Origin of the sequence: Pseudomonas sp. Wu6 (genome assembly GCF_019891515.1) — a bacterium.
GTDB lineage: Bacteria > Pseudomonadota > Gammaproteobacteria > Pseudomonadales > Pseudomonadaceae > Aquipseudomonas > Aquipseudomonas orientalis_A.
Map to the genome: position 1 here is coordinate 17,784 of NZ_JAFLXH010000036.1, position 20,091 is coordinate 37,874.

The 20,091-nt window shown below is 62.3% G+C and carries 16 protein-coding genes; 10 read left to right on the top strand and 6 right to left on the bottom strand.

The features are described from left to right. The first annotated feature begins 2 nt into the window (after nucleotides 1-2). The 5 genes from J1G34_RS21650 to J1G34_RS21670 all read left to right on the top strand — a co-directional run bounded on the left by J1G34_RS21650 (nucleotide 3) and on the right by J1G34_RS21670 (nucleotide 7,164). The gene (locus J1G34_RS21650) at nucleotides 3-1,526 is read left to right on the top strand and encodes a fumarate hydratase (RefSeq protein WP_065887574.1); all 1,524 of its coding nucleotides are present in this window, start codon (nucleotides 3-5) and stop codon (nucleotides 1,524-1,526) included. 177 nt (nucleotides 1,527-1,703) lie between these two features. Next, entirely contained in the window at nucleotides 1,704-3,470 is a 1,767-nt protein-coding gene (locus J1G34_RS21655) for an ATP-binding protein (RefSeq protein WP_122461232.1), read from the top strand. Then, entirely contained in the window at nucleotides 3,464-4,789 is a 1,326-nt protein-coding gene (locus J1G34_RS21660) for a sigma-54-dependent transcriptional regulator (protein ID WP_222994612.1), read from the top strand. Before J1G34_RS21655 ends, J1G34_RS21660 begins: the two co-directional genes overlap by 7 nt. Nucleotides 4,790-5,061: 272 nt before the next feature. Further along, nucleotides 5,062-6,381: an MFS transporter gene (locus tag J1G34_RS21665; RefSeq protein WP_065935142.1), complete on the top strand. Its 1,320-nt coding sequence runs from the start codon at nucleotides 5,062-5,064 to the stop codon at nucleotides 6,379-6,381. Between the two features lie 150 nt (nucleotides 6,382-6,531). Next, complete coding sequence (locus tag J1G34_RS21670) at nucleotides 6,532-7,164, top strand: flavin reductase family protein (protein ID WP_065895101.1); 633 nt, start codon at nucleotides 6,532-6,534, stop codon at nucleotides 7,162-7,164. A gap of 107 nt (nucleotides 7,165-7,271) precedes the next feature. Here J1G34_RS21670 and J1G34_RS21675 read toward each other — a convergent pair whose 3' ends face one another. Beyond that, a complete protein-coding gene (locus J1G34_RS21675) occupies nucleotides 7,272-7,505 on the bottom strand; it encodes a hypothetical protein (protein ID WP_222994613.1) in 234 nt (77 codons plus the stop codon). Nucleotides 7,506-7,546: 41 nt separating this feature from the next. Next, nucleotides 7,547-7,888 carry a putative quinol monooxygenase gene (locus tag J1G34_RS21680; RefSeq protein ID WP_065887569.1) on the bottom strand — a complete coding sequence of 114 codons (342 nt, stop codon included), beginning with the start codon at nucleotides 7,886-7,888 and terminating at the stop codon, nucleotides 7,547-7,549. Between the two features lie 327 nt (nucleotides 7,889-8,215). Between J1G34_RS21680 and J1G34_RS21685 the strand changes: the two genes are divergently transcribed. Further along, entirely contained in the window at nucleotides 8,216-9,145 is a 930-nt protein-coding gene (locus J1G34_RS21685) for an AraC family transcriptional regulator (RefSeq protein ID WP_065896379.1), read from the top strand. A gap of 120 nt (nucleotides 9,146-9,265) precedes the next feature. On the opposite strand, the gene J1G34_RS21690 is transcribed toward J1G34_RS21685, so the two are convergent. The 4 genes from J1G34_RS21690 to edd all read right to left on the bottom strand — a co-directional run bounded on the left by J1G34_RS21690 (nucleotide 9,266) and on the right by edd (nucleotide 14,373). After that, nucleotides 9,266-10,735, bottom strand: coding sequence for an ATP-binding protein (locus J1G34_RS21690; protein ID WP_065895104.1), 1,470 nt, complete (start codon nucleotides 10,733-10,735; stop codon nucleotides 9,266-9,268). Then, nucleotides 10,725-11,459: a response regulator gene (locus J1G34_RS21695; RefSeq protein ID WP_222994614.1), complete on the bottom strand. Its 735-nt coding sequence runs from the start codon at nucleotides 11,457-11,459 to the stop codon at nucleotides 10,725-10,727. Before J1G34_RS21695 ends, J1G34_RS21690 begins: the two co-directional genes overlap by 11 nt. A 134-nt stretch (nucleotides 11,460-11,593) precedes the next feature. Next, complete coding sequence (locus J1G34_RS21700; RefSeq protein ID WP_065887565.1) at nucleotides 11,594-12,550, bottom strand: glucokinase; 957 nt, start codon at nucleotides 12,548-12,550, stop codon at nucleotides 11,594-11,596. Beyond that, nucleotides 12,547-14,373 carry a phosphogluconate dehydratase gene (edd, locus tag J1G34_RS21705; protein ID WP_065887564.1) on the bottom strand — a complete coding sequence of 609 codons (1,827 nt, stop codon included), beginning with the start codon at nucleotides 14,371-14,373 and terminating at the stop codon, nucleotides 12,547-12,549. Before edd ends, J1G34_RS21700 begins: the two co-directional genes overlap by 4 nt. A 222-nt stretch (nucleotides 14,374-14,595) precedes the next feature. On the opposite strand from edd, the gene gap reads away from it, so the two are divergent. The 4 genes from gap to J1G34_RS21725 all read left to right on the top strand — a co-directional run bounded on the left by gap (nucleotide 14,596) and on the right by J1G34_RS21725 (nucleotide 20,044). Then, nucleotides 14,596-15,597: a type I glyceraldehyde-3-phosphate dehydrogenase gene (gap, locus tag J1G34_RS21710; protein ID WP_057723881.1), complete on the top strand. Its 1,002-nt coding sequence runs from the start codon at nucleotides 14,596-14,598 to the stop codon at nucleotides 15,595-15,597. Nucleotides 15,598-15,796: 199 nt separating this feature from the next. Then, nucleotides 15,797-16,315: an RNA polymerase sigma factor gene (locus J1G34_RS21715; RefSeq protein ID WP_065895106.1), complete on the top strand. Its 519-nt coding sequence runs from the start codon at nucleotides 15,797-15,799 to the stop codon at nucleotides 16,313-16,315. A gap of 75 nt (nucleotides 16,316-16,390) precedes the next feature. After that, a complete protein-coding gene (locus J1G34_RS21720) occupies nucleotides 16,391-17,359 on the top strand; it encodes a FecR family protein (RefSeq protein WP_065887561.1) in 969 nt (322 codons plus the stop codon). 117 nt (nucleotides 17,360-17,476) lie between these two features. Continuing rightward, nucleotides 17,477-20,044 (top strand): TonB-dependent receptor, encoded by a 2,568-nt coding sequence (locus J1G34_RS21725; protein WP_222994615.1) that lies wholly within the window; start codon nucleotides 17,477-17,479, stop codon nucleotides 20,042-20,044. Nucleotides 20,045-20,091 lie beyond the last annotated feature (47 nt).

The following is a 20,091-nucleotide window of genomic DNA, read 5'->3' on the forward strand; positions in this document are numbered from 1 at the left end:
TCATGACCGTGATCAAGCAAGACGACCTGATTCAGAGCGTTGCCGACGCCCTGCAATTCATTTCCTACTACCACCCGGTTGATTTCATCCAGGCGATGCACGAGGCCTACCTGCGCGAAGAATCGCCGGCGGCCCGTGACTCCATCGCCCAGATCCTGATCAACTCGCGCATGTGCGCCACCGGCCATCGCCCGATCTGCCAGGACACCGGCATCGTCACCGTGTTCGTGCGCGTGGGCATGGACGTACGTTGGGATGGCGCCACCATGGGCCTGGACGACATGATCAACGAAGGCGTGCGTCGCGCCTACAACCTGCCGGAAAACGTCCTGCGCGCATCCATCCTCGCCGACCCGGCAGGCGCGCGCAAAAACACCAAGGACAACACCCCGGCGGTGATCCACTACTCCATCGTCCCGGGTAACACCGTGGAAGTGGACGTGGCCGCCAAGGGCGGTGGTTCCGAAAACAAGTCGAAAATGGCCATGCTCAACCCGTCCGACTCGATCGTCGACTGGGTGCTCAAGACCGTTCCGACCATGGGCGCCGGCTGGTGCCCACCGGGCATGCTCGGCATCGGCATCGGCGGCACCGCTGAGAAAGCCGCGGTGATGGCCAAGGAAGTGTTGATGGAATCCATCGACATCCATGAACTGAAGAAGCGCGGCCCGCAGAACCGTATCGAAGAGATGCGCCTGGAGCTGTTCGAGAAGGTCAACCAACTGGGCATCGGCGCCCAGGGCCTGGGTGGCCTGACCACCGTGCTCGACGTGAAGATCATGGATTATCCGACTCACGCCGCTTCCCTGCCGGTGTGCATGATCCCCAACTGCGCCGCCACCCGTCATGCGCATTTCGTGCTCGACGGTTCGGGCCCGGCATCGCTGGAAGCGCCACCGCTGGACGCCTACCCGGAAATCGTCTGGGAAGCCGGCCCATCGGCCCGTCGCGTCAACCTCGACACCCTGACCCCGGAAGAAGTGCAGAGCTGGAAGCCGGGCGAAACCGTGTTGCTCAACGGCAAGATGCTCACCGGTCGCGACGCCGCGCACAAGCGCATGGTCGAGATGCTGAACAAGGGTGAGACCCTGCCGGTGGACCTCAAGGGTCGCTTCATCTACTACGTCGGCCCGGTTGATCCGGTGCGCGAAGAAGTGGTTGGCCCGGCAGGCCCGACCACCGCGACGCGGATGGACAAGTTCACCCGTCAGATCCTCGAACAAACCGGCCTGTTGGGCATGATCGGCAAATCCGAGCGCGGCCCGACCGCTATCGAAGCGATCAAGGACCACAAGGCCGTCTACCTGATGGCCGTAGGCGGCGCCGCTTACTTGGTGGCCCAAGCCATCAAAAAATCGCGCGTCGTCGCTTTCGCCGAACTGGGCATGGAAGCGATCTACGAGTTCGACGTGAAGGACATGCCGGTTACCGTTGCGGTGGACAGCAACGGCGAGTCGGTACACATCACCGGTCCTGCCATCTGGCAGAAGAAGATCAGTGAGAGCCTGGCGGTGGAAGTGCAGTAAGCACCTCCCTCCAAGGATAAAGGCGACTGCGGCCCCAAGGGCCCAGTCGCCTTTTTTTTGTGATGAGTGCAGTCAAATGTGGGAGGGGGCTTGCTCCCTCCCACACAAGCCCCCTCACTGCACTACCCAATGGCTCATGGTATGGTGCTCGCCCCCTACCGGCCTGTTCATCATCGTATGATCGCGATCCCTCGCCCCCTGCGCCTGACGTTCTACTCCCTGCTGATCATCGCTGGTGCCGTGCTGGCTGCCGCCCTGGCCACGCGCCATGCCGAACGCCAGGCCCTGGTGGACGATGCCGCTCGCGCCAACCAGCAGCTCGCGCTGTATGCCAACTCGCTGCACACCCTGATCGAACGCTACCGCGCCCTGCCCGCCGTGCTGGCCCTGGACTCGGAGATGATCAACGCCTTGAAAGGCCCGCTGACTGCCGACACCCAGGACCTGCTCAACCGCAAACTGGAACGCATCAACAGCGCCGCGCAGTCGTCCACCCTGGAATTGATGGACCGTACCGGCCTGGCCGTGGCCGCCAGCAACTGGAAGCTGCCCAGCAGTTATGTGGGACACAACTATGCATTTCGGCCTTATTTCAGCCAGACCCTGAGCCAGGGCACCGGGCGCTTTTATGCCGTGGGGGTGACCACCGGTATCCCGGGCTACTTCCTTTCCAGCGCGGTGGTCGATGAGCACGAGCAGTTCCTTGGCGCCATGGTGGTCAAGCTGGAGTTTCCCGAACTGGAACGCGAATGGGCCCAGGGCAATGACTTGCTGCTGGTCAGCGATGCACGCGGCATTGTGTTTATCGCCAACCAGCCGGGCTGGCGCTATCGCAACCTGCGGCCGTTGTCAGAGAGCGACCTGGCTGAACTCAAGGCCACCCGTCAATACGACAAGAAGCAACTGCAGCCGCTGGAGACCCGCACCCTGCAACGCTTCGACGACAACAGCCACTTGATGCGCGTCAACGGCCCCGACGGCAGTGCCAACTACATCTGGGAGTCGCTGCCGCTCAAAGCCGAAGGCTGGACCCTGCACCTGCTGCGCAAACCCCAGTTCCCGCTGGAAGACCAGCGCAACGCCGGCCTTGCCGCCGCCGGTTCGTGGCTGGCCCTGGTGTTTCTTGTGCTGTTCCTGAGCCAGCGTTGGCGCCTGGCGCGTCTGCGTCAACGCAGCCGCGAAGAGCTTGAGCAATTGGTGGAGGAGCGCACCCAGGCCCTGCGCACCGCCCAGGATGGCCTGGTGCAGTCGGCCAAACTGGCGGCGCTGGGGCAGATGTCCGCCGCCCTTGCCCACGAAATCAACCAACCGCTGACCGCGCAACGCATGCAATTGGCGACGCTGCGGCTGTTGCTCGACCACGGCCGCGTGGACGATGCCTACAAGGCACTCACACCGCTGGATGACATGCTCACGCGCATGGCGGCGCTGACGGGCCACCTCAAGACCTTCGCCCGCAAAAGCCCCAGCGGCCTGCGCGAACGCCTGGACCTGGCCACCGTGGTCGACCAGTCCCTGCACCTGCTCGACGCGCGCCTGCGCGATGAACATATCGGCGTAGCGCTGGACCTGACCCGCCCTGCCTGGGTGCGCGGCGACGCGATTCGTCTCGAACAGGTGTTGATCAACCTGCTGCGCAACGCCTTGGATGCCATGGCCGACAAACCGCGCAAACGTCTGGAGATTCGTTTGCACGCCGACCAGCAGCTCTGGCAGTTAAGCGTCAGCGACAGCGGTGGCGGGATTGCCGAAGAGCACTTGAACAACGTCTTCGACCCCTTCTTCACCACCAAACCAGTGGGCGACGGGCTCGGCTTGGGGTTGGCGGTGTCCTACGCTATCGTGCACGAACTGGGCGGACGCCTGATCGCCGGCAACCGGGGCGACGGCGCAGTGTTTACCTTGACCTTGCCTGTCGCGCTGGAGACGCCCGATCTATGTTGAACGCGGTGATTGTGGTTGATGACGAAGCCAGCATTCGTACGGCCGTCGAACAATGGTTGAGCCTGTCGGGTTTCGAGGTGCAGTTGTTCAGCCGTGCCGAAGAATGCCTGGCGCAGTTGCCCAGGGACTTCCCCGGCGTGATCCTGAGCGATGTGCGCATGCCCGGTCTCAGCGGCCTGGAGTTGCTGGCTGAAGTACAGCGGCGCGATGCCGACCTGCCGGTCATCCTGCTCACCGGCCATGGCGATGTCCCCATGGCCGTCGACGCCATGCGCGACGGTGCCTACGACTTCCTGGAAAAACCCTTCAGCCCGGATACCCTGCTCAATAGCCTGCGTCGAGCACTCGACAAACGCGGCCTGGTCCTGGAAAACCGCCGCCTGCATCAGCAGGCCGACCACCGCGCCCAGCTCGAATCCAGCCTGCTGGGGGTGTCCCGCAGCCTGCAGAACCTGCGCCGCCAGGTGCTGGACCTGGCCACGCTGCCGGTCAATGTGTTGATCCGTGGCGAGACCGGCAGCGGCAAGGAATTGGTCGCCCGCTGCCTGCATGATTTCGGCCCACGGGCGAAGAAGCCGTTTGTCGCGCTCAATTGCGCGGCCATTCCCGAGCAACTGTTCGAGGCCGAGTTGTTCGGCCATGAAAGCGGCGCGTTCACCGGCGCCCAGGGCAAGCGTATCGGCAAGCTGGAATTTGCCCACGGCGGCACGCTGTTCCTCGATGAAATCGAAAGCATGCCTCTGGCCCAACAGGTGAAATTGTTGCGGGTGCTGCAGGAGCAGAAGCTGGAGCGGTTGGGCTCCAATCAAAGCATCCAGGTGGATTTGCGCATCATTGCCGCCACCAAGCCGGACCTGCTGGAAGAGGCCCGTGCCGGGCGTTTTCGCGAAGACCTGGCGTATCGCCTGAACGTCGCGCAACTGCGCCTGCCGGCGTTGCGCGAGCGGCGCGAAGACATCCCGTTGCTGTATGAACATTTTGCGCAAAGCGCTGCCGAGCGCTTGGGCCGCCAGGTCGAGCCCTTGAGCGGGCCGCAGTTGGGACGCCTGCTCAGCCATGACTGGCCGGGCAACGTACGTGAGCTGGCGAACGTTGCCGAGCGCCAGGTGCTGGGGCTTGGAGAGCCGGAACCTGAAGGTGTCGAGGCCGGGCAATCGTTGGCGGCGCAACAGGAAGCCTTCGAGGCGCATTGCCTGAAAGCTGCCCTGGCCCGGCATAAAGGCGATATCAAGGCAGTGCTGGCTGAGCTGCAACTGCCGCGCCGCACCTTCAATGAAAAGATGCAGCGGCATGGATTGGTAAGGGAGATGTTTCTCTAGCAGCCTTCCGATCGCCATCGGGGGCAAGCCCCCTCCCACATTTTGATTTGTGAACACATCCAAGTGTGGGAGGGGGCTTGCCCCCGATGGCGCCCGCAGCCATAAGCGGATTTCCGCTCATCACCCCAAAACCATCAGCGACTTTCCGCTCAAAAAAACCTCGCAACCCTTCTATCCCGGGCCTTCATCCACCTGGCACAGCTTCTGCTATAGCCCCAGCCAGGCAGTGCTCAGGCACGCTTCATAAAAACAACTAGATTAAGGATCCTTCAATGGATAACTCCAATACCTTGCCTCTGGGGTCGGCCGCTGCGCCGGCGAAAGAACGCACGACCTCCAGCCGGATCAAATCGATCTTCAGCGGCTCCGTCGGCAACATGGTCGAGTGGTATGACTGGTACGTCTATGCCGCCTTCTCGCTGTACTTCGCCAAGACCTTCTTTCCCAAAGGCGACACCACCGCCCAATTGCTCAACACCGCCGCGATCTTCGCCGTGGGCTTTCTGATGCGCCCTATCGGCGGCTGGCTGATGGGCCTTTACGCCGACAAAGTCGGGCGTAAAAAAGCCTTGATGGCCTCGGTCTACCTGATGTGTTTCGGCTCGCTGCTGATTGCCCTGAGCCCAAGCTATGAACTCATCGGTATCGGCGCACCCATCCTGCTGGTATTCGCCCGCTTGCTGCAGGGGTTGTCGGTAGGTGGCGAGTACGGCACCTCTGCCACGTACCTCAGCGAGATGGCGACCCGGGAACGCCGCGGTTTCTATTCCAGCTTCCAGTACGTGACCCTGATCTCCGGCCAGCTCATCGCGCTGGGTGTGCTGATCGTGCTGCAGCAAACCCTGACCACCGAACAGCTGTATGCCTGGGGCTGGCGCATTCCGTTCGCCATCGGCGCCCTGTGCGCAGTGGTCGCGCTGTACCTGCGTCGCGGCATGGAAGAGACCGAGTCGTTCACCAAGAAGGAAAAAGCCAAGGAAAGCGCCATGCGCACCTTGATGCGCCACCCCAAGGAACTGCTCACCGTGGTCGGCCTGACCATGGGCGGCACCCTGGCGTTCTACACCTACACCACCTACATGCAGAAATACCTGGTGAACACCGTCGGCATGAGCATCTCCGACTCCACCACCATCTCGGCGGCGACGCTGTTTCTGTTCATGTGCCTGCAACCCCTGGTGGGCGGGCTGTCGGACAAGATTGGCCGGCGCCCGATCCTGATCGCCTTCGGCGTCCTCGGCACCCTGTTCACCGTGCCTATCCTCACCACCCTGCACACCATCCAGACCTGGTGGGGCGCGTTCTTCCTGATCATGGCCGCGCTGATCATCGTCAGCGGCTATACCTCGATCAATGCGGTGGTCAAGGCCGAGCTGTTCCCGACCGAAATCCGCGCCCTCGGCGTGGGCCTGCCGTATGCCCTGACCGTGTCAATCTTCGGCGGTACCGCTGAATACATCGCCTTGTGGTTCAAGAGCATCGGCATGGAAACCGGCTACTACTGGTACGTGACCGCGTGTATCGCGGTGTCGTTGCTGGTCTATGTGACCATGAAAGACACCCGCAAGCATTCGCGGATCACCACGGACTAACTGCATGATGAGATAAAACCTGTGGGAGGGGGCTTGCTCCCGATAGCGGTGGGTCAGTCAGTAATGTATAGACTGACCCACCGCTATCGGGGGCAAGCCCCCTCCCACATTGGGTATGATGTGGGCTCCAGAATTGAGAGCAGACAGGTTATGTCCGACGATATCCATTTCTACGAACCCGCCAACGGCCACGGCCTGCCCCATGATCCGTTCAATGCCATCGTCGGCCCACGTCCGATCGGCTGGATCTCGTCACACGACCGCGAAGGTCGCCTGAACCTGGCGCCTTACAGTTTCTTCAACGCGTTCAACTACATCCCGCCGATCATTGGGTTTTCCAGCGTCGGGCGTAAAGACAGCCTGAACAATATCGAGCAGACCGGCGAGTTTGTGTGGAACCTGGCGACCCGCCCGCTGGCCGAGCAGATGAACCAGAGTTGCGCGGCTGTTGCGTCGGACGTGGATGAATTCGAGCTGGCCGGCCTGACGCCGGTGGCTTCGAAAGTCGTCGGCGTACCGCGAGTGGGCGAAAGTCCGGTGTCGTTCGAATGCAAGGTGACGCAGATTATCCAGCTGCAACGCGCCGACCAGCAATTGGTCCCCAGCTGGCTGGTGCTGGGCGAAGTGGTCGCGGTGCACATCGCCAAATGGCTGCTCAAGGATGGGATCTACGACACGGCGGCCGCCGAGCCGATTCTGCGCGGTGGCGGCCCGGCGGATTATTTCCAGTTAGGCCCTGAAGCGCTCTTCAAAATGTACCGACCAGGCGCCACAAAACCCTGACTGAAATGCAGTCAAACTGTGGGAGGGGGCTTGCCCCCGATGACTAGGTATCAGCTGCAAATTTGCTGGCTGACAAACCGCTATCGGGGGCAAGCCCCCTCCCACATTTAGTCCCAAATCAGCTGGCCTTCCGCGTCCACATCGACCAGATACTCAAGGCGCGCCGCCGCCGCATCATCGGCATCGGACGCGGTCTTGAACGTCCGACCGTCCAGGATCTTGTGAAACCTCGGAGCGCCCATGCCATCGAGTGCCTTGACGGCAACGGCGGCGCTGTAGCCACTTTCTCCCGGTACGACGGCGGAAACGGCTTCGTGGTGGGCAAACTGTTTACGTGCCATGTTGCAGGTCCTGGCCAATGAAAAGTCGGCCATTCTAACCCCTAACCGGCCAGTTGCAGGTACTCGCCGTAGGCGTTGACGGCGGATGCGTCGGTGAAGGTCTGGAAGTCCATGCTGCGCACGACCATGTCGTTCAACAACTCGGTGAAGATCATCAGGGCCGGGGAATTGAAGTAGGCGCTCATCGCCTGCTCGCTGCTCCATAAACCTGTGACCAACCACACATCGGGGTCGACCTGGGAATGCTGCAACGAAAATTGCAGGCAACCCTGAGCCTGTCGGCCCGGTTCGATCAAACTGCTCAAGCGTGCACCCAGCTCGGTGCTGCACCCGTTACGGGCACGGATAAAGGCCATATGGCTCGCGGGAATGGGGGTGGACATGTTCGACTCTCCCGTTGAGAAGTGATGCTCGGCAAGCACTGTGAGGGCGTGTTGCCACAGGATCAAAGATAGCGGCGCAGGGTTGGGCGCGGTTAGTCAATTCCTGCAGGCTTATTGCACAATCCTGCGAGAAGCGTAGGCAGGACGTTTGCGCAGCCGTTTTATTCCACGCCCGAGCGGCTTGTTTCAGGGACATGACAGGCGCTTTGCTTGCCTGATTCACGAAAGGCCGCAGGATCAGGCAAGGATTGTGCAGAATCGACGTAACACTTTTGAAAACCCACCGCTAAGCTGAGCCCCATCAAATTCGCGTGTAGAGGACGTCTCATGCCGTCGCCCGACCTCAAGCCCACTCCCCTCGATGCCGAGATGGAAAAGCAGCGTGCCGAACTGGCCAGCATCGTGCACCGCCATACCTGGGAAGACGGTTCCTACGGCACGGCGATCACCTCGCTGTACCTGAACCGCCACAACACACCGCGCGACTTCATGCCGGTGCTGGTGGAGCCGGCATTGTGCATCCTCGCCAGTGGCAGCAAGGAAGTGCGCCTGGCCGACGAAATCTTCGCCTATGACCCGCTCAACTATCTGGTGTTCTCGGTGGCCATGCCGGTGGCCGGGCGGATTATCGAGGCCACGCCGGAAGACCCCAACCTGTCGGTGCGCATCAATATCGACCCGGCCCAGCTCACCGCATTGATTGCCGAAGCCGGCCCGATGGGCGTGCCGTCGCGTCCCACGTCCCGTGGCATGTACGTCGACCGCATCGACAATCAACTGCTCGACGCCGTGCTGCGCCTGACCCGCCTGCTGGATACGCCCAAAGATATCGCGATGCTTGCGCCGCTGATCAGCCGCGAAATTCTCTACCGTTTGTTACGTGGGCCCCAGGGCTATCGCCTGTATGAAATTGCCGTCGCCAACAGCCAGAGCCACCGGGTGAGCCAGGCGATCAAGTGGTTGAACGGCAACTACGAACAGCCGCTGCGCATCGATGACCTGGCCCGGGAAGTGAACCTGAGCGTCTCGACCCTGCACCACCGCTTCAAGGCGATCACCGCCATGAGCCCGCTGCAATACCAGAAACAGCTGCGCCTGCAGGAAGCTCGGCGACTGATGATTGCCGAAGGGCTGGAGGCCTCGGCGGCGGGGTATCGAGTGGGGTATGAAAGCCCGTCGCAGTTCAGCCGGGAGTACAGCCGGTTGTTTGGTGCGCCGCCCTTGCGGGATCTGGCCAGACTGCGCCAAAGCATCTGACCGCGCGCGGACCTAATGTGGGAGGGGGCTTGCCCCCGATAGCGGTGTATCAGTCAGCTCATTTGCAACTGACCCACCGCAATCGGGGGCAAGCCCCCTCCCACATTGGTCCGAGTTCAGTCAGTCTAATCCGCGGGGTAGCTTCAGGGTGACGCGCAGGCCGCCTTCGCGCAGGTTCTGCAAACTCACTTCGCCCCCATGGCTATGGGCAATGTTGCGCGCAATGCCCAACCCCAGCCCATAGCCCTGCTGCTGCCCGGCCAGGCGAAAGTGGGGCTCGAACACTTGTTCCAGGCGCTGTTCCGGCACGCCGGGGCCTTCGTCGTCCACGTGCAGGATGAACTCGGCGCCATCGTCCTCGATGTGCAAATGGGCGTTTTGTCCGTATTTCAGCGCATTGTCGATCAGGTTGCCGATACAGCGCTTGAGCGCCAGCGGCTTGCCCGGGTAGGTGGCCAGGGCCTGGCCATGCTGGGTCACTCGCCCGTTGCCGTTGGGCGCGAGGTAGGGCTCCACCAGGCATTCGAGGACGTGGTTGAGGTCCACCGGCTGGATGTTCTCGTGGATATCGGTGTCTTTCACGCATTGCAGCGCGCCCTTGACCAGCAATTCCAGCTCATCCAGGTCACGCCCGAACTTGGTTTGCAGGTTCTCATCGTCGAGCAGTTCCACGCGCAGGCGCAGGCGCGTGATGGGGGTGCGCAGGTCGTGGGAGATGGCGCTGAACAACTGGCTGCGCTCGGTCAGGTAGCGGCTGATGCGCTCACGCATGGCATTGAACGCACGCCCCACTTCCACCACTTCACTGCCGCCGCCTTCGGCCACCGGCTCCACGTCCGCGCCCAGGGACATGTCCCGCGCCGCCCGCGCCAGGCGCTTGAGCGGTCGGCTTTGCCAATGCACCAGCAGGCCGATAAACAGCAGCAGGAAGCCGCTGGTCAACACGATAAACCACACCTGCTGGGCCGGCAGGCCCTGCTCTTCAAGGCTGGTGTAGGGTTCGGGCAACAGCGAGGCGATGTACAGCCATTCACCCTGCGCGAGCTGGATCTGGGTGACCAGCACCGGCGGGTTGACCGGCTCCAGGGTCAATGCGTAGTGGGCCCAGGAGCGCGGCAGTTCGTCGAGCTTGAGGCCGGCATTGAAGATGCGCAGGTCTTCGGCGCTGACGAACTCCACCGAGATATGCACATCGGCGCCGAGGGTCTGGCGCAACACGTCGTCCACAGCCACCAGCACCGCCTGCTTACGCGGGGTTTCGGGCAATACCTGCATGTCCAACGGACGATCATTGAGGGTCACCACAAAACGCGTGCCGCCCATGCTGCGCAACTGGTCGAGCACCAGCGGGCGATAGGCCACCGGCAATGAACGGAAGTAACTCACGCTGGCGGTCATCGAATGCGCCAGGCTACGGGCGCTGGTGACCAGGCCTTCCAACTGCGTGGCGCGCAGCTGCGAGACCCAGATCACGCTGGACAGCGCCTGGGCGAACAACACGGCGAGCAAGGTCAGCAGCAACATGCGCCCCAGCAGCGAGCGCGGCACGGGAAAACGGCGGCGGCGTTCGCTCAGGTGTTCAGTGGGCATTGCCGGCAACCACGCTGGCTGCCAGTTGATAGCCGCTGCCGCGCACGGTGCGGATCAGCCGCGGAGGTTTGTCGGTATCGCGCAGGCGTTGGCGCAGGCGGCTGACGGCCATGTCGACGATACGGTCCAACGGCATCAGGTCGCGGCCACGGGTGGCGTTGCCGATGGTGTCGCGGTCGAGGATCTGTTGCGGGTGGTCGAGAAACAGCTTGAGCAAGGCAAAGTCGGCGCCGGAGAGGATCACCTCTTCGCCGTCCACGTGAAACAGGCGGTGGCTGACCGTATCGAGGCGCCATTCGTCGAACACCAGCACTTCGCCACCGCTGCTGCGCTCCTGGCCGAACTGGCAGCGACGCAGCAGCGCCTTGATCCGCGCCTGCAACTCGCGGGGGCTGAACGGCTTGCCGATATAGTCATCGGCGCCCAGCTCCAGGCCGATCACGCGGTCAGCTTCGTCGGAACTGGCGGTGAGCATGATGATCGGCACCTGCGCCTGGCGCGGGTGCTGACGAACCCAGCGGCAGAGGCTGAAACCGTCTTCATCCGGCAACATCACATCGAGGATCACCAGGTCGCACGGCGCCTCGCTCATCGCCTGGCGAAACCCCGCGCCATCGGCCACGCCACGGACCTGGAAGCCGGCGCGACTGAGGTAGGTCTGCAGCAATTCGCGGATTTCCTGGTCGTCGTCGACGAGGAGAATGGATTTACTGATTGCGCTCACGGGGTCCTCCTTGTTGTTGTGGGTGTTCTTGAGGGCCTCATCGGGGGCAAGCCCCCTCCCACATTCGATCGCGTTCCAACTTTGGAATGCAGGCAAATGTGGGAGAGGGCTTGCCCTCGATAGGCCATCACAGCCTAAGCAAATGCCTGCTCAAGCGCCACACCCGCCCCGGTCAACCCGGAATACGGTGCCGTCACCAACCATACCGGAATGCCCTTGAAGTAGTCGCTCATGCAGCCTTTATCGGCGAAGCTCCTGGCAAAACCGCTGTTGATAAAGAAGTCGGCAAACCTCGGTATCACCCCGCCCACGATGTACACGCCACCACGCCCGCCGGTGGTGAGCACGTTGTTGCCCGCCACCCGGCCCAGCCAGATGCTGAATTGGTCCAGGACTTCCATCGCCACCGGATCGCCAGCCAGGCCCGCCGCCGTGATGGCTTCGGGTGTGTCCAGCACAGGTGTGTGCCCGTCCACCGCACAGATCGCCCGGTACAGGCGCGGCAAACCGCCGCCGCTCAAGGCGGTTTCGGCGCTGACATGGCCGATCTCGCTGTGGATGTGCTGCCACAACTGGGTTTCGCGCGCACTGCTCAGGGGCAGGTCGACATGGCCGCCCTCCCCCGGCAATGCCGCAAAGCGCCCTGCGCCAAGGTCCAGCAGGGTGCCGACGCCCAGGCCGGTGCCCGGGCCGATCACCACGGCCGGGCGCAACGGCTCAGGGGTGCCTTCGCACACCACGCGGAATTCGTCGGGCTGCAGGCGGGTCATGCCCAGGGCCATGGCCGAGAAATCATTGACCAGCAGCAATTCATCCACCTGCAACGCCTGGCAAAACGCGGTCTTGCTCAGGCGCCAGTGATTGTTGGTGAACTTGAATTCATCGCCGCTCACCGGCCCGGCCACCGACAGGCAAACTGCGCCGATATCGCCGATATTCAAGCCTTCTTCCGCCAGATAGAACCTGATCGCGTCTTCAGGGCTGGCGTAGTCCGCCGTTGCATGCACACGAATCGAATGCAATGCCTGATCCCGCCACAACGCAAAACGGGCGTTGGTACCCCCGATATCACCGACCAGCGCTAACTTCACTTAAGCGTCTCCAAGGCAGAGGTAAAGGCGCTGGCGCCCTGCTCTGCGGAGCTTGCGGCCAAGCGCATGAATGCAAACAACTCGCGACCGGCGCCCACGTTATTGCCCAACAGGCCAGTGGCAGGCGTACGCGCTGCAAATACGTCGGCGTCCACCTTAAGCTCCAGGGTGCCGGTGACGCCATCGACGCGAATGATATCGCCATCCTGGACCCGCGCCAGCGGCCCGCCGCTCTGGGCTTCGGGGTTGACGTGGATCGCGGCGGGAATCTTACCCGAGGCGCCGGACATACGCCCGTCTGTTACCAACGCCACTTTGAAACCACGGTCCTGCAACACGCCGAGGAACGGGGTCATCTTGTGCAATTCCGGCATGCCGTTGGAGCGCGGGCCCTGAAAGCGCATCACCGCAACGAAGTCTTTTTCCAGTTGGCCCGCCTTGAAGGCATCGGCCAGGTCCTGTTGATCCTGGAACACCACCGCCGGGGCTTCGACCACCTGATGCTCCGGTGCGACCGCAGACACTTTCATCACCCCACGGCCAAGGTTGCCTTCCATCACACGCAAGCCGCCTTCGGGCGAAAACGCACGGGCCACGGGGCGCAGGATGGTTTCGTCGAGGCTTTCGATGGGGCCGTCGCGCCAGATCAGTTCGCCGTCGACCAGGAACGGCTCCTGGGTGTAACGGCTCAAGCCCTTGCCCGCCACGGTGTTGACGTCTTCGTGGAGCAGGCCGGCTTCGAGCAGTTCACGGATCAGGAACGACATGCCGCCCGCCGCCTGGAAGTGGTTGATGTCGGCCTTGCCGTTCGGGTACACGTGAGACAGGGTCGGCACCACCTCGGAGAGGTCGGCCATGTCCTGCCAGGTCAGGATGATGCCCGCCGACATGGCGATGGCCGGCATGTGCAGGGTGTGGTTGGTGGACCCGCCCGTGGCGTTGAGGGCGACGATGGAGTTGACGATGGATTTTTCGTCGACGATCTCGCCGATCGGCGTGAAGTTGCCGTTGGCCTTGGTCAGGCGCGTGACCTGGTGCGCGGCCTCGCGGGTCAATGCATCACGCAGCGGCGTGTACGGGTTGACGAACGAGGCGCCCGGCAGGTGCAGGCCCATGACTTCCATCAACAGTTGGTTGGTGTTGGCGGTGCCGTAGAAGGTGCAGGTGCCGGGGCTGTGGTAGGACTTCATCTCCGACTCCAGCAACTCTTCGCGGCTGGCCTTGCCTTCGGCGTAGCGCTGGCGCACATCGGCTTTCTGCTTGTTGGAGATACCCGACGGCATCGGCCCGCCGGGCACGAAAATCATCGGCAGGTGACCGTAGCGCAGCGCGCCCATCATCAGGCCGGGGACGATCTTGTCGCAGATGCCCAGCATCAGCGCGGCATCGAACATGTTATGGGACAGCGCTACCGCCGTGGACATGGCGATGACTTCACGGCTGAGCAGGCTCAGCTCCATGCCCGGCTCGCCCTGGGTCACGCCGTCGCACATGGCCGGGGTGCCGCCGGCGAACTGGCCGACCGAGCCGACTTCGCGCAGGGCTTTTTTGATCTGTTCAGGGAAATGTTCGTACGGCTGATGCGCCGAGAGCATGTCGTTATATGAAGAAACAATTGCCACGTTGGCGGCATTCATCATGCGCAGGCTGTTTTTGTCCTCGGTGCCGCAACCGGCCACGCCATGGGCAAAGTTGGCGCACTGCAGCTTGCCGCGCATCGGACCGTCGCTGGCAGCGCCACGAATGAGCGCAAGGTAGGCCTGGCGGGTGGCGCGGCTGCGGGCGATAAGCCGTTCGGTGACCTCAAGAACGCGGGGATGCATGTATAGAACTCCAGGCTAACGGATGTGGCGACCTGAGAGTCTATGCTGATCAAACGCCCACGGCTCATGGGAAGGCAGGGGGTCGTTTGGATCATCGGACCAGTTGATTCAGGTCACTCGTTGTAGATTGAACAAAATATTGCCACTAAAAAGGCTTGTTTTCTATTTTTATGCGAATAATCTTGTAATTCTTACAACAAATCGACGACAGGCACTTTTCCAATGACTCTACGTATCGCAATCAATGGTTTTGGCCGTATCGGCCGTAATGTCCTGCGCGCACTGTATACCCAAGGCTATCGCCAGGATTTGCAGATCGTCGCCATCAACGACCTGGGCGACAGTTCGATCAATGCCCACCTGCTCAAATACGACACCGTACATGGCACATTCGACGCAGAGGTCACCCACGATCAGGAAGGCCTGACCGTCAACGGTGACCGGATTGCCGTGAGTGCCATTCGCAACCCGGCCGACCTGCCGTGGGCCGCGCACAAGATCGACGTGGTGTTCGAATGCACCGGCCTGTTCACCGACCGTGACAAGGCTGCCGCCCATATCAGCGCCGGCGCGCGCAAGGTGATCATCTCCGCACCGGCCAAGGGCGCGGACGCGACCGTGGTCTATGGCGTAAACCATGACATTCTGCGTCAATCGCACCAGATCATCTCCAACGCTTCGTGCACCACCAACTGCCTGGCACCGGTCGCCCAGGTGCTGCACCGCGAGCTGGGCATCGAAAGCGGCTTGATGACCACCATTCACGCCTACACCAACGACCAGAACCTGACCGACGTCTACCACACCGACCCGTACCGCGCGCGTTCGGCCACCCAGAACATGATCCCGAGCAAGACCGGCGCCGCCGAAGCCGTCGGCCTGGTATTGCCGGAACTGGCGGGCAAGCTGACCGGCATGGCCGTGCGCGTGCCGGTGATCAACGTGTCGCTGGTGGACCTCACCGTACAGCTGAAAAAAGAAGCCACGGCCGACGAAGTCAACGCGCTGTTGAAACAGGCCAGCCAGCACTCGAAGATCCTCGGCTACAACACACTGCCGCTGGTTTCCAGTGACTTCAACCATAACCCGCTGTCGTCGATCTTCGATGCCAACCACACCAAGGTCAGCGGCAAGCTGCTCAAGGTGCTGGCGTGGTACGACAACGAATGGGGGTTCTCCAACCGGATGCTGGATAATTGCCTGGCGCTGTGTAACGCCGAATAATCCCTCTGGGATCTCGCTTGTGTGGGAGGGGGCTTGCTCCCGATAGCGGTGGGTCAGCTAGAGGTAAGCTGGCTGATACGCCGCCATCGGGGGCAAGCCCCCTCCCACATTTGCTTTGCGCGGGGCCGCAGAAATCGCCACTTGCCATTTCAGCTGATGATAAGCATTATCATTCACTGCATGTCAGTCTGGTATCACTGTGAGCCAATCTCGCTTCAACCACGTCTTTCTCGCCCAACGGGTGATCCTGCTGCGCACGCTGCAGCGCATGGTGAATAACCACAGCACCGCCGAGGACCTGTTGCAGGAAACCTACCTGCGCGTGACTCGGGCCTTGAGTGAACGGCCGATCGACCACCTTGAACCCTTCGTCTACCAGACCGCGCGCAACCTGGCGCTGGACCATCTGCGTTCGCGCAGGATCCAGGCCCGCACCCTGCAGGAAGATGTCCCGCTGGATATCCTGCAAAGCGTCGCCGCCCCCATCAGCACGCCCGAAGACGCCACCCAGGCCGAGCAACTGCTTGAGCACCTGAGCGTCAGCCTGGGCCAGTTGAGCGCGCGCCAGCAACGCATCTTCATCCTCAGCCGCCTGCACGGTTGCAGCTACCAGGAAATTGCCGATCAGTTGCAGGTGTCCTTGAGCACCGTGCAAAAGGAACTGAAATTGATCATGGCCATCTGTGTAGGTGTGGCCGAACGGTTGGATCAGCCTTAAGCTTCATCCGACAGAGGTATCGATCCAGACTGTAGGAAATAACGAATAAAACGTGGCGAAGACCCGAGGAACACCGTGACGGACCCGAATAAACTGCGCCCCCATGAGCTGGCTCATGAGGTGCTGCAAGACACGGCCATGGACCAAGCGCTCGATTGGCTGATCGCCTTGCAGTGCCCGCAACCCGGCCAGCAAGCCGCTTTCCAGGCCTGGCTGGCGCAGGACGCGGCGCATGCCCATGCGTTCAGCAAGGCCCAGTCCGCCTGGGGTGGCGCGCCGGTGCACAGCGCCGCCGTGGCGTTGGCCGCGCCGCGCAGACCAAGCGCCTGGCGCCGGGTCAAACCGCATTGGAAACCCCTGGCCACCGCTGCCGTGCTGCTGCTCGGCCTGTTCAGCTTCAGCAACCTGCCGGTACGCCTGCAGGCCGACCACCTCACCGTGGTCGGTGAGCGTCAGCGTCTGCAGCTGGATGACGGCTCCAACGTACTGCTGAACACCAATTCGGCGTTTTCCAGTCGCATCCAGGATCACCAGCGCATCGCCCGCCTCTACCAGGGTGAAGCGTTTTTCGACATCGCCCCCGCCCGTGGCCTGCCGCTGGAAATCGACGCCGGCCCGGTGCGCGCCAGCGTACGCGACACCGCCTTTGCCGTGCGCTATCTGGACGGCGAAGCCCAGGTGCAAGTGCAACGCGGTGATGTCGACCTGAGCAACACCTTCGACGACGCCCGGGTGCGCCTGAGTGCCGGCCAAAGCATTCGCGTCGGCCCCAAGGGCTTTAGTCAGCCGGCCAAGCTGGACGCCGGCAAGGACCTGGCCTGGGTCCAGGGCCGACTGGTGTTCGAAAACTGCCCGATGAGCGAAGTGCTGGCGGAGTTACGCCGCTATTACCCGGGCTGGATCGTCAACACCAACGACAAGCTCGCCAGCGTCGCCGTCACCGGAAACTATCGCCTTGACCAACCGTTGGACGTGGTGCGTTCCCTGGCCCACATCACCTCGGCCAAGCTGTCGGAATACCCGGCGCTGGTGATTTTGAACTGAATGAGAAATATTTTTACTCGATGTTAACCGGCGATACGTCTCGTTATAGCCAATGCAACTGATTCCTATTTGGTTTCTGTTCGCAACTATAAGATTCGTATTTCCGGAGCGCTCTCGATGTCCTCTCGTTTCAACCGCCGGTCTTGTTCCCCCGTTCTGTCCTTGCTGACCGCCGCCATCCTGATGGCCGGCGTGCCGGCAATGGCCGCCACTGCCGCCGAACCTGCGCCGCGCAGCCACGGCAACTACCACTTCAGCATCGAACAGCAGCCGCTGGTGGCGGCGCTGAACGCGTTTACCGGCGTGACCGGTTGGCAAGTGGGCCTACCGGCCGAGTTGGGCCAGGGTGTGTCGTCCCCGGGCGTGCGCGGTGCGTTGTCGCCGGAGAAAGCGCTGGAGCGGCTGTTGGTGGGGACCAACTTGAGCTACCGCAAACTGGGCAACAACAACAACATCGTCCTGGAAAAACGCGCCGCCGGCAGCGCCCTCAACCTGCAGCAAGTGACCATCAGCGCCACCCGTACCGAGCAGGCTGTCGACAGCGTACCGAGCATGGTCAGCGTGCACGATCGCCAGGAACTGGACCGCCAGAACGTCAACAACAGCCGGGAGCTGGTGCGCTACGAACCGGGCGTGTCCGTGGGCGGCGCCGGCACCCGCTCGGGCAACGCGGGCTATAACATTCGCGGTATCGACGGCGACCGCATTCTGACCCAGGTCGATGGCGTGGAAGTGCCGGACAGCTTCTTCAACGGCCCCTACGCCAAGACCCGGCGCAACTACGTCGACCCGGAAATCGTCAAGCGCGTGGAGATCCTGCGCGGCCCGGCGTCGGCCCTGTACGGCAGCAGCGCCATCGGTGGCGCAGTGAGTTATTTCACCCTCGATGCGGATGACATCATCAAGCCCGGCCAGGACGTCGGCGCGCGCCTGAAAACCGGCTACAGCTCCGCCGACGAAAGTTGGCTGACCTCCGCCACCGTCGCCGGCCGCGTGCAGGATGTCGACGGTTTGCTGCACCTGAGCCAGCGTAACGGCCACGAAACCGAATCCTATGATGGCAACAACGCCACCGGCCTCGCCCGCACCGGCGCCAACCCGGAAGACGCGCGCACCACCAACGTGCTGGCCAAGTTGGGCTGGAATTATGGCGACGACAACCGCCTGGGCCTGACCTACGAAAAATACAAGGATGATCGCGACGTCAACCTCAAGAATGCGGTAGGCGGCCCGTTCATTGGTGGCCGTGGTTTCAACCTGTACCGTGACCGTCGCGGCAACGACACCATTACCCGCGAACGCTTCGGCCTGGAGAACAGCTTCGCCCTCGAGTCGCCGATCGCCGACCGCATCAAGACCAGCCTCAATTACCAGATCGCCAAGACCGACCAGACGACCGCCGAAATCTATCAGTCCGGCCGCCGTGTCTTGCGCACCCGCGACACGCTGTACGAAGAAAAACAGTGGGTCTTCGATGCACAGCTGGACAAGGCCTTCAGCCTCGGTGACACCGATCACCAGGTGACCTACGGCACCACCCTCAAGCAGCAGAAAGTCACCGGCTCCCGTGAAGGCGGCGCCACTTGCCTGGCGGTCGGCAGCGGCTGCACCGCCATCGGCGCGCCCAGCCCGATGGCCAGCGACAGCGTGAAGAAAGCCAGCGACTTCCCCGACCCGACCATCAACACCTATTCGCTGTTCGCCCAGGACCAGATCACCTGGGACAAGTGGACCTTCCTGCCCGCCGTGCGCTACGACTACACCCGGCTCAAACCCAAGCTGACCGAAGAATTCCTCAGCACCGTGAACCCCACCGGAGCGGACACGGTCGACGGCAAGGACAAAACCTGGCACCGCGTCACGCCCAAGTTCGGCCTGACCTATGCCCTGACCGATCAATACACCTGGTTCGGCCAGTACGCCGAGGGTTTCCGCACCCCGTCCGCCAAAGCGCTGTATGGCCGCTTCGAAAACCTCAACCTGGGCTACACCGTGCAGCCCAACCCCGACCTCAAGCCGGAAACCAGCAAGGGCATCGAGACCGGGCTGCGCGGCAAGTTCGACGAAGGCTCGTTCGAGATCGCCGTGTTCTACAACAAGTACCGCGACTTCATCGACGAAGACAACGCAGTGGTCGGCGGTACCGTCGAACAGTTCAAGGCCGTGAATATCAAACGCGCCACCGTCAAGGGCGCCGAAGCCAAGGGCCGCCTGAATCTGGATGCATTCGGCGCGCCGCAAGGCCTGTACACCCAAGGCGCGATCTCCTACGCCCATGGCCGCAACAACGACAACGGCGAGCCGCTCAACAGCGTCAACCCGCTCAAGGGCGTCTTCGGCCTGGGCTACGACCAGGACAACTACGGCGGCCTGGTGAGCTGGACCCTGGTCAAGAAACAGGATCGCGTCGACAGCAGCACCTTCCACGCCCCCGACGGTGACACCAGCGGCCCGTTCAAGACGCCGGGCTTCGGCATTCTTGATCTGACCGCCTACTACAAGGTCACCAACGACGTGACCGTCAACGGCGGCATCTACAACCTCACCGACAAGAAGTACTGGAACTGGGATGACGTGCGCAGCTACGACAGCGTCGGCGAAGCCGCAGTGACCGGCCCGGCCAACCTTGATCGGCTGACCCAGCCGGGACGCAACTTTGCGATCAACCTGATCTGGGACATCTGACGAAACCTGCCGCACCTCGCCGCAATGATCGTGCGGCGAGGTGAGGA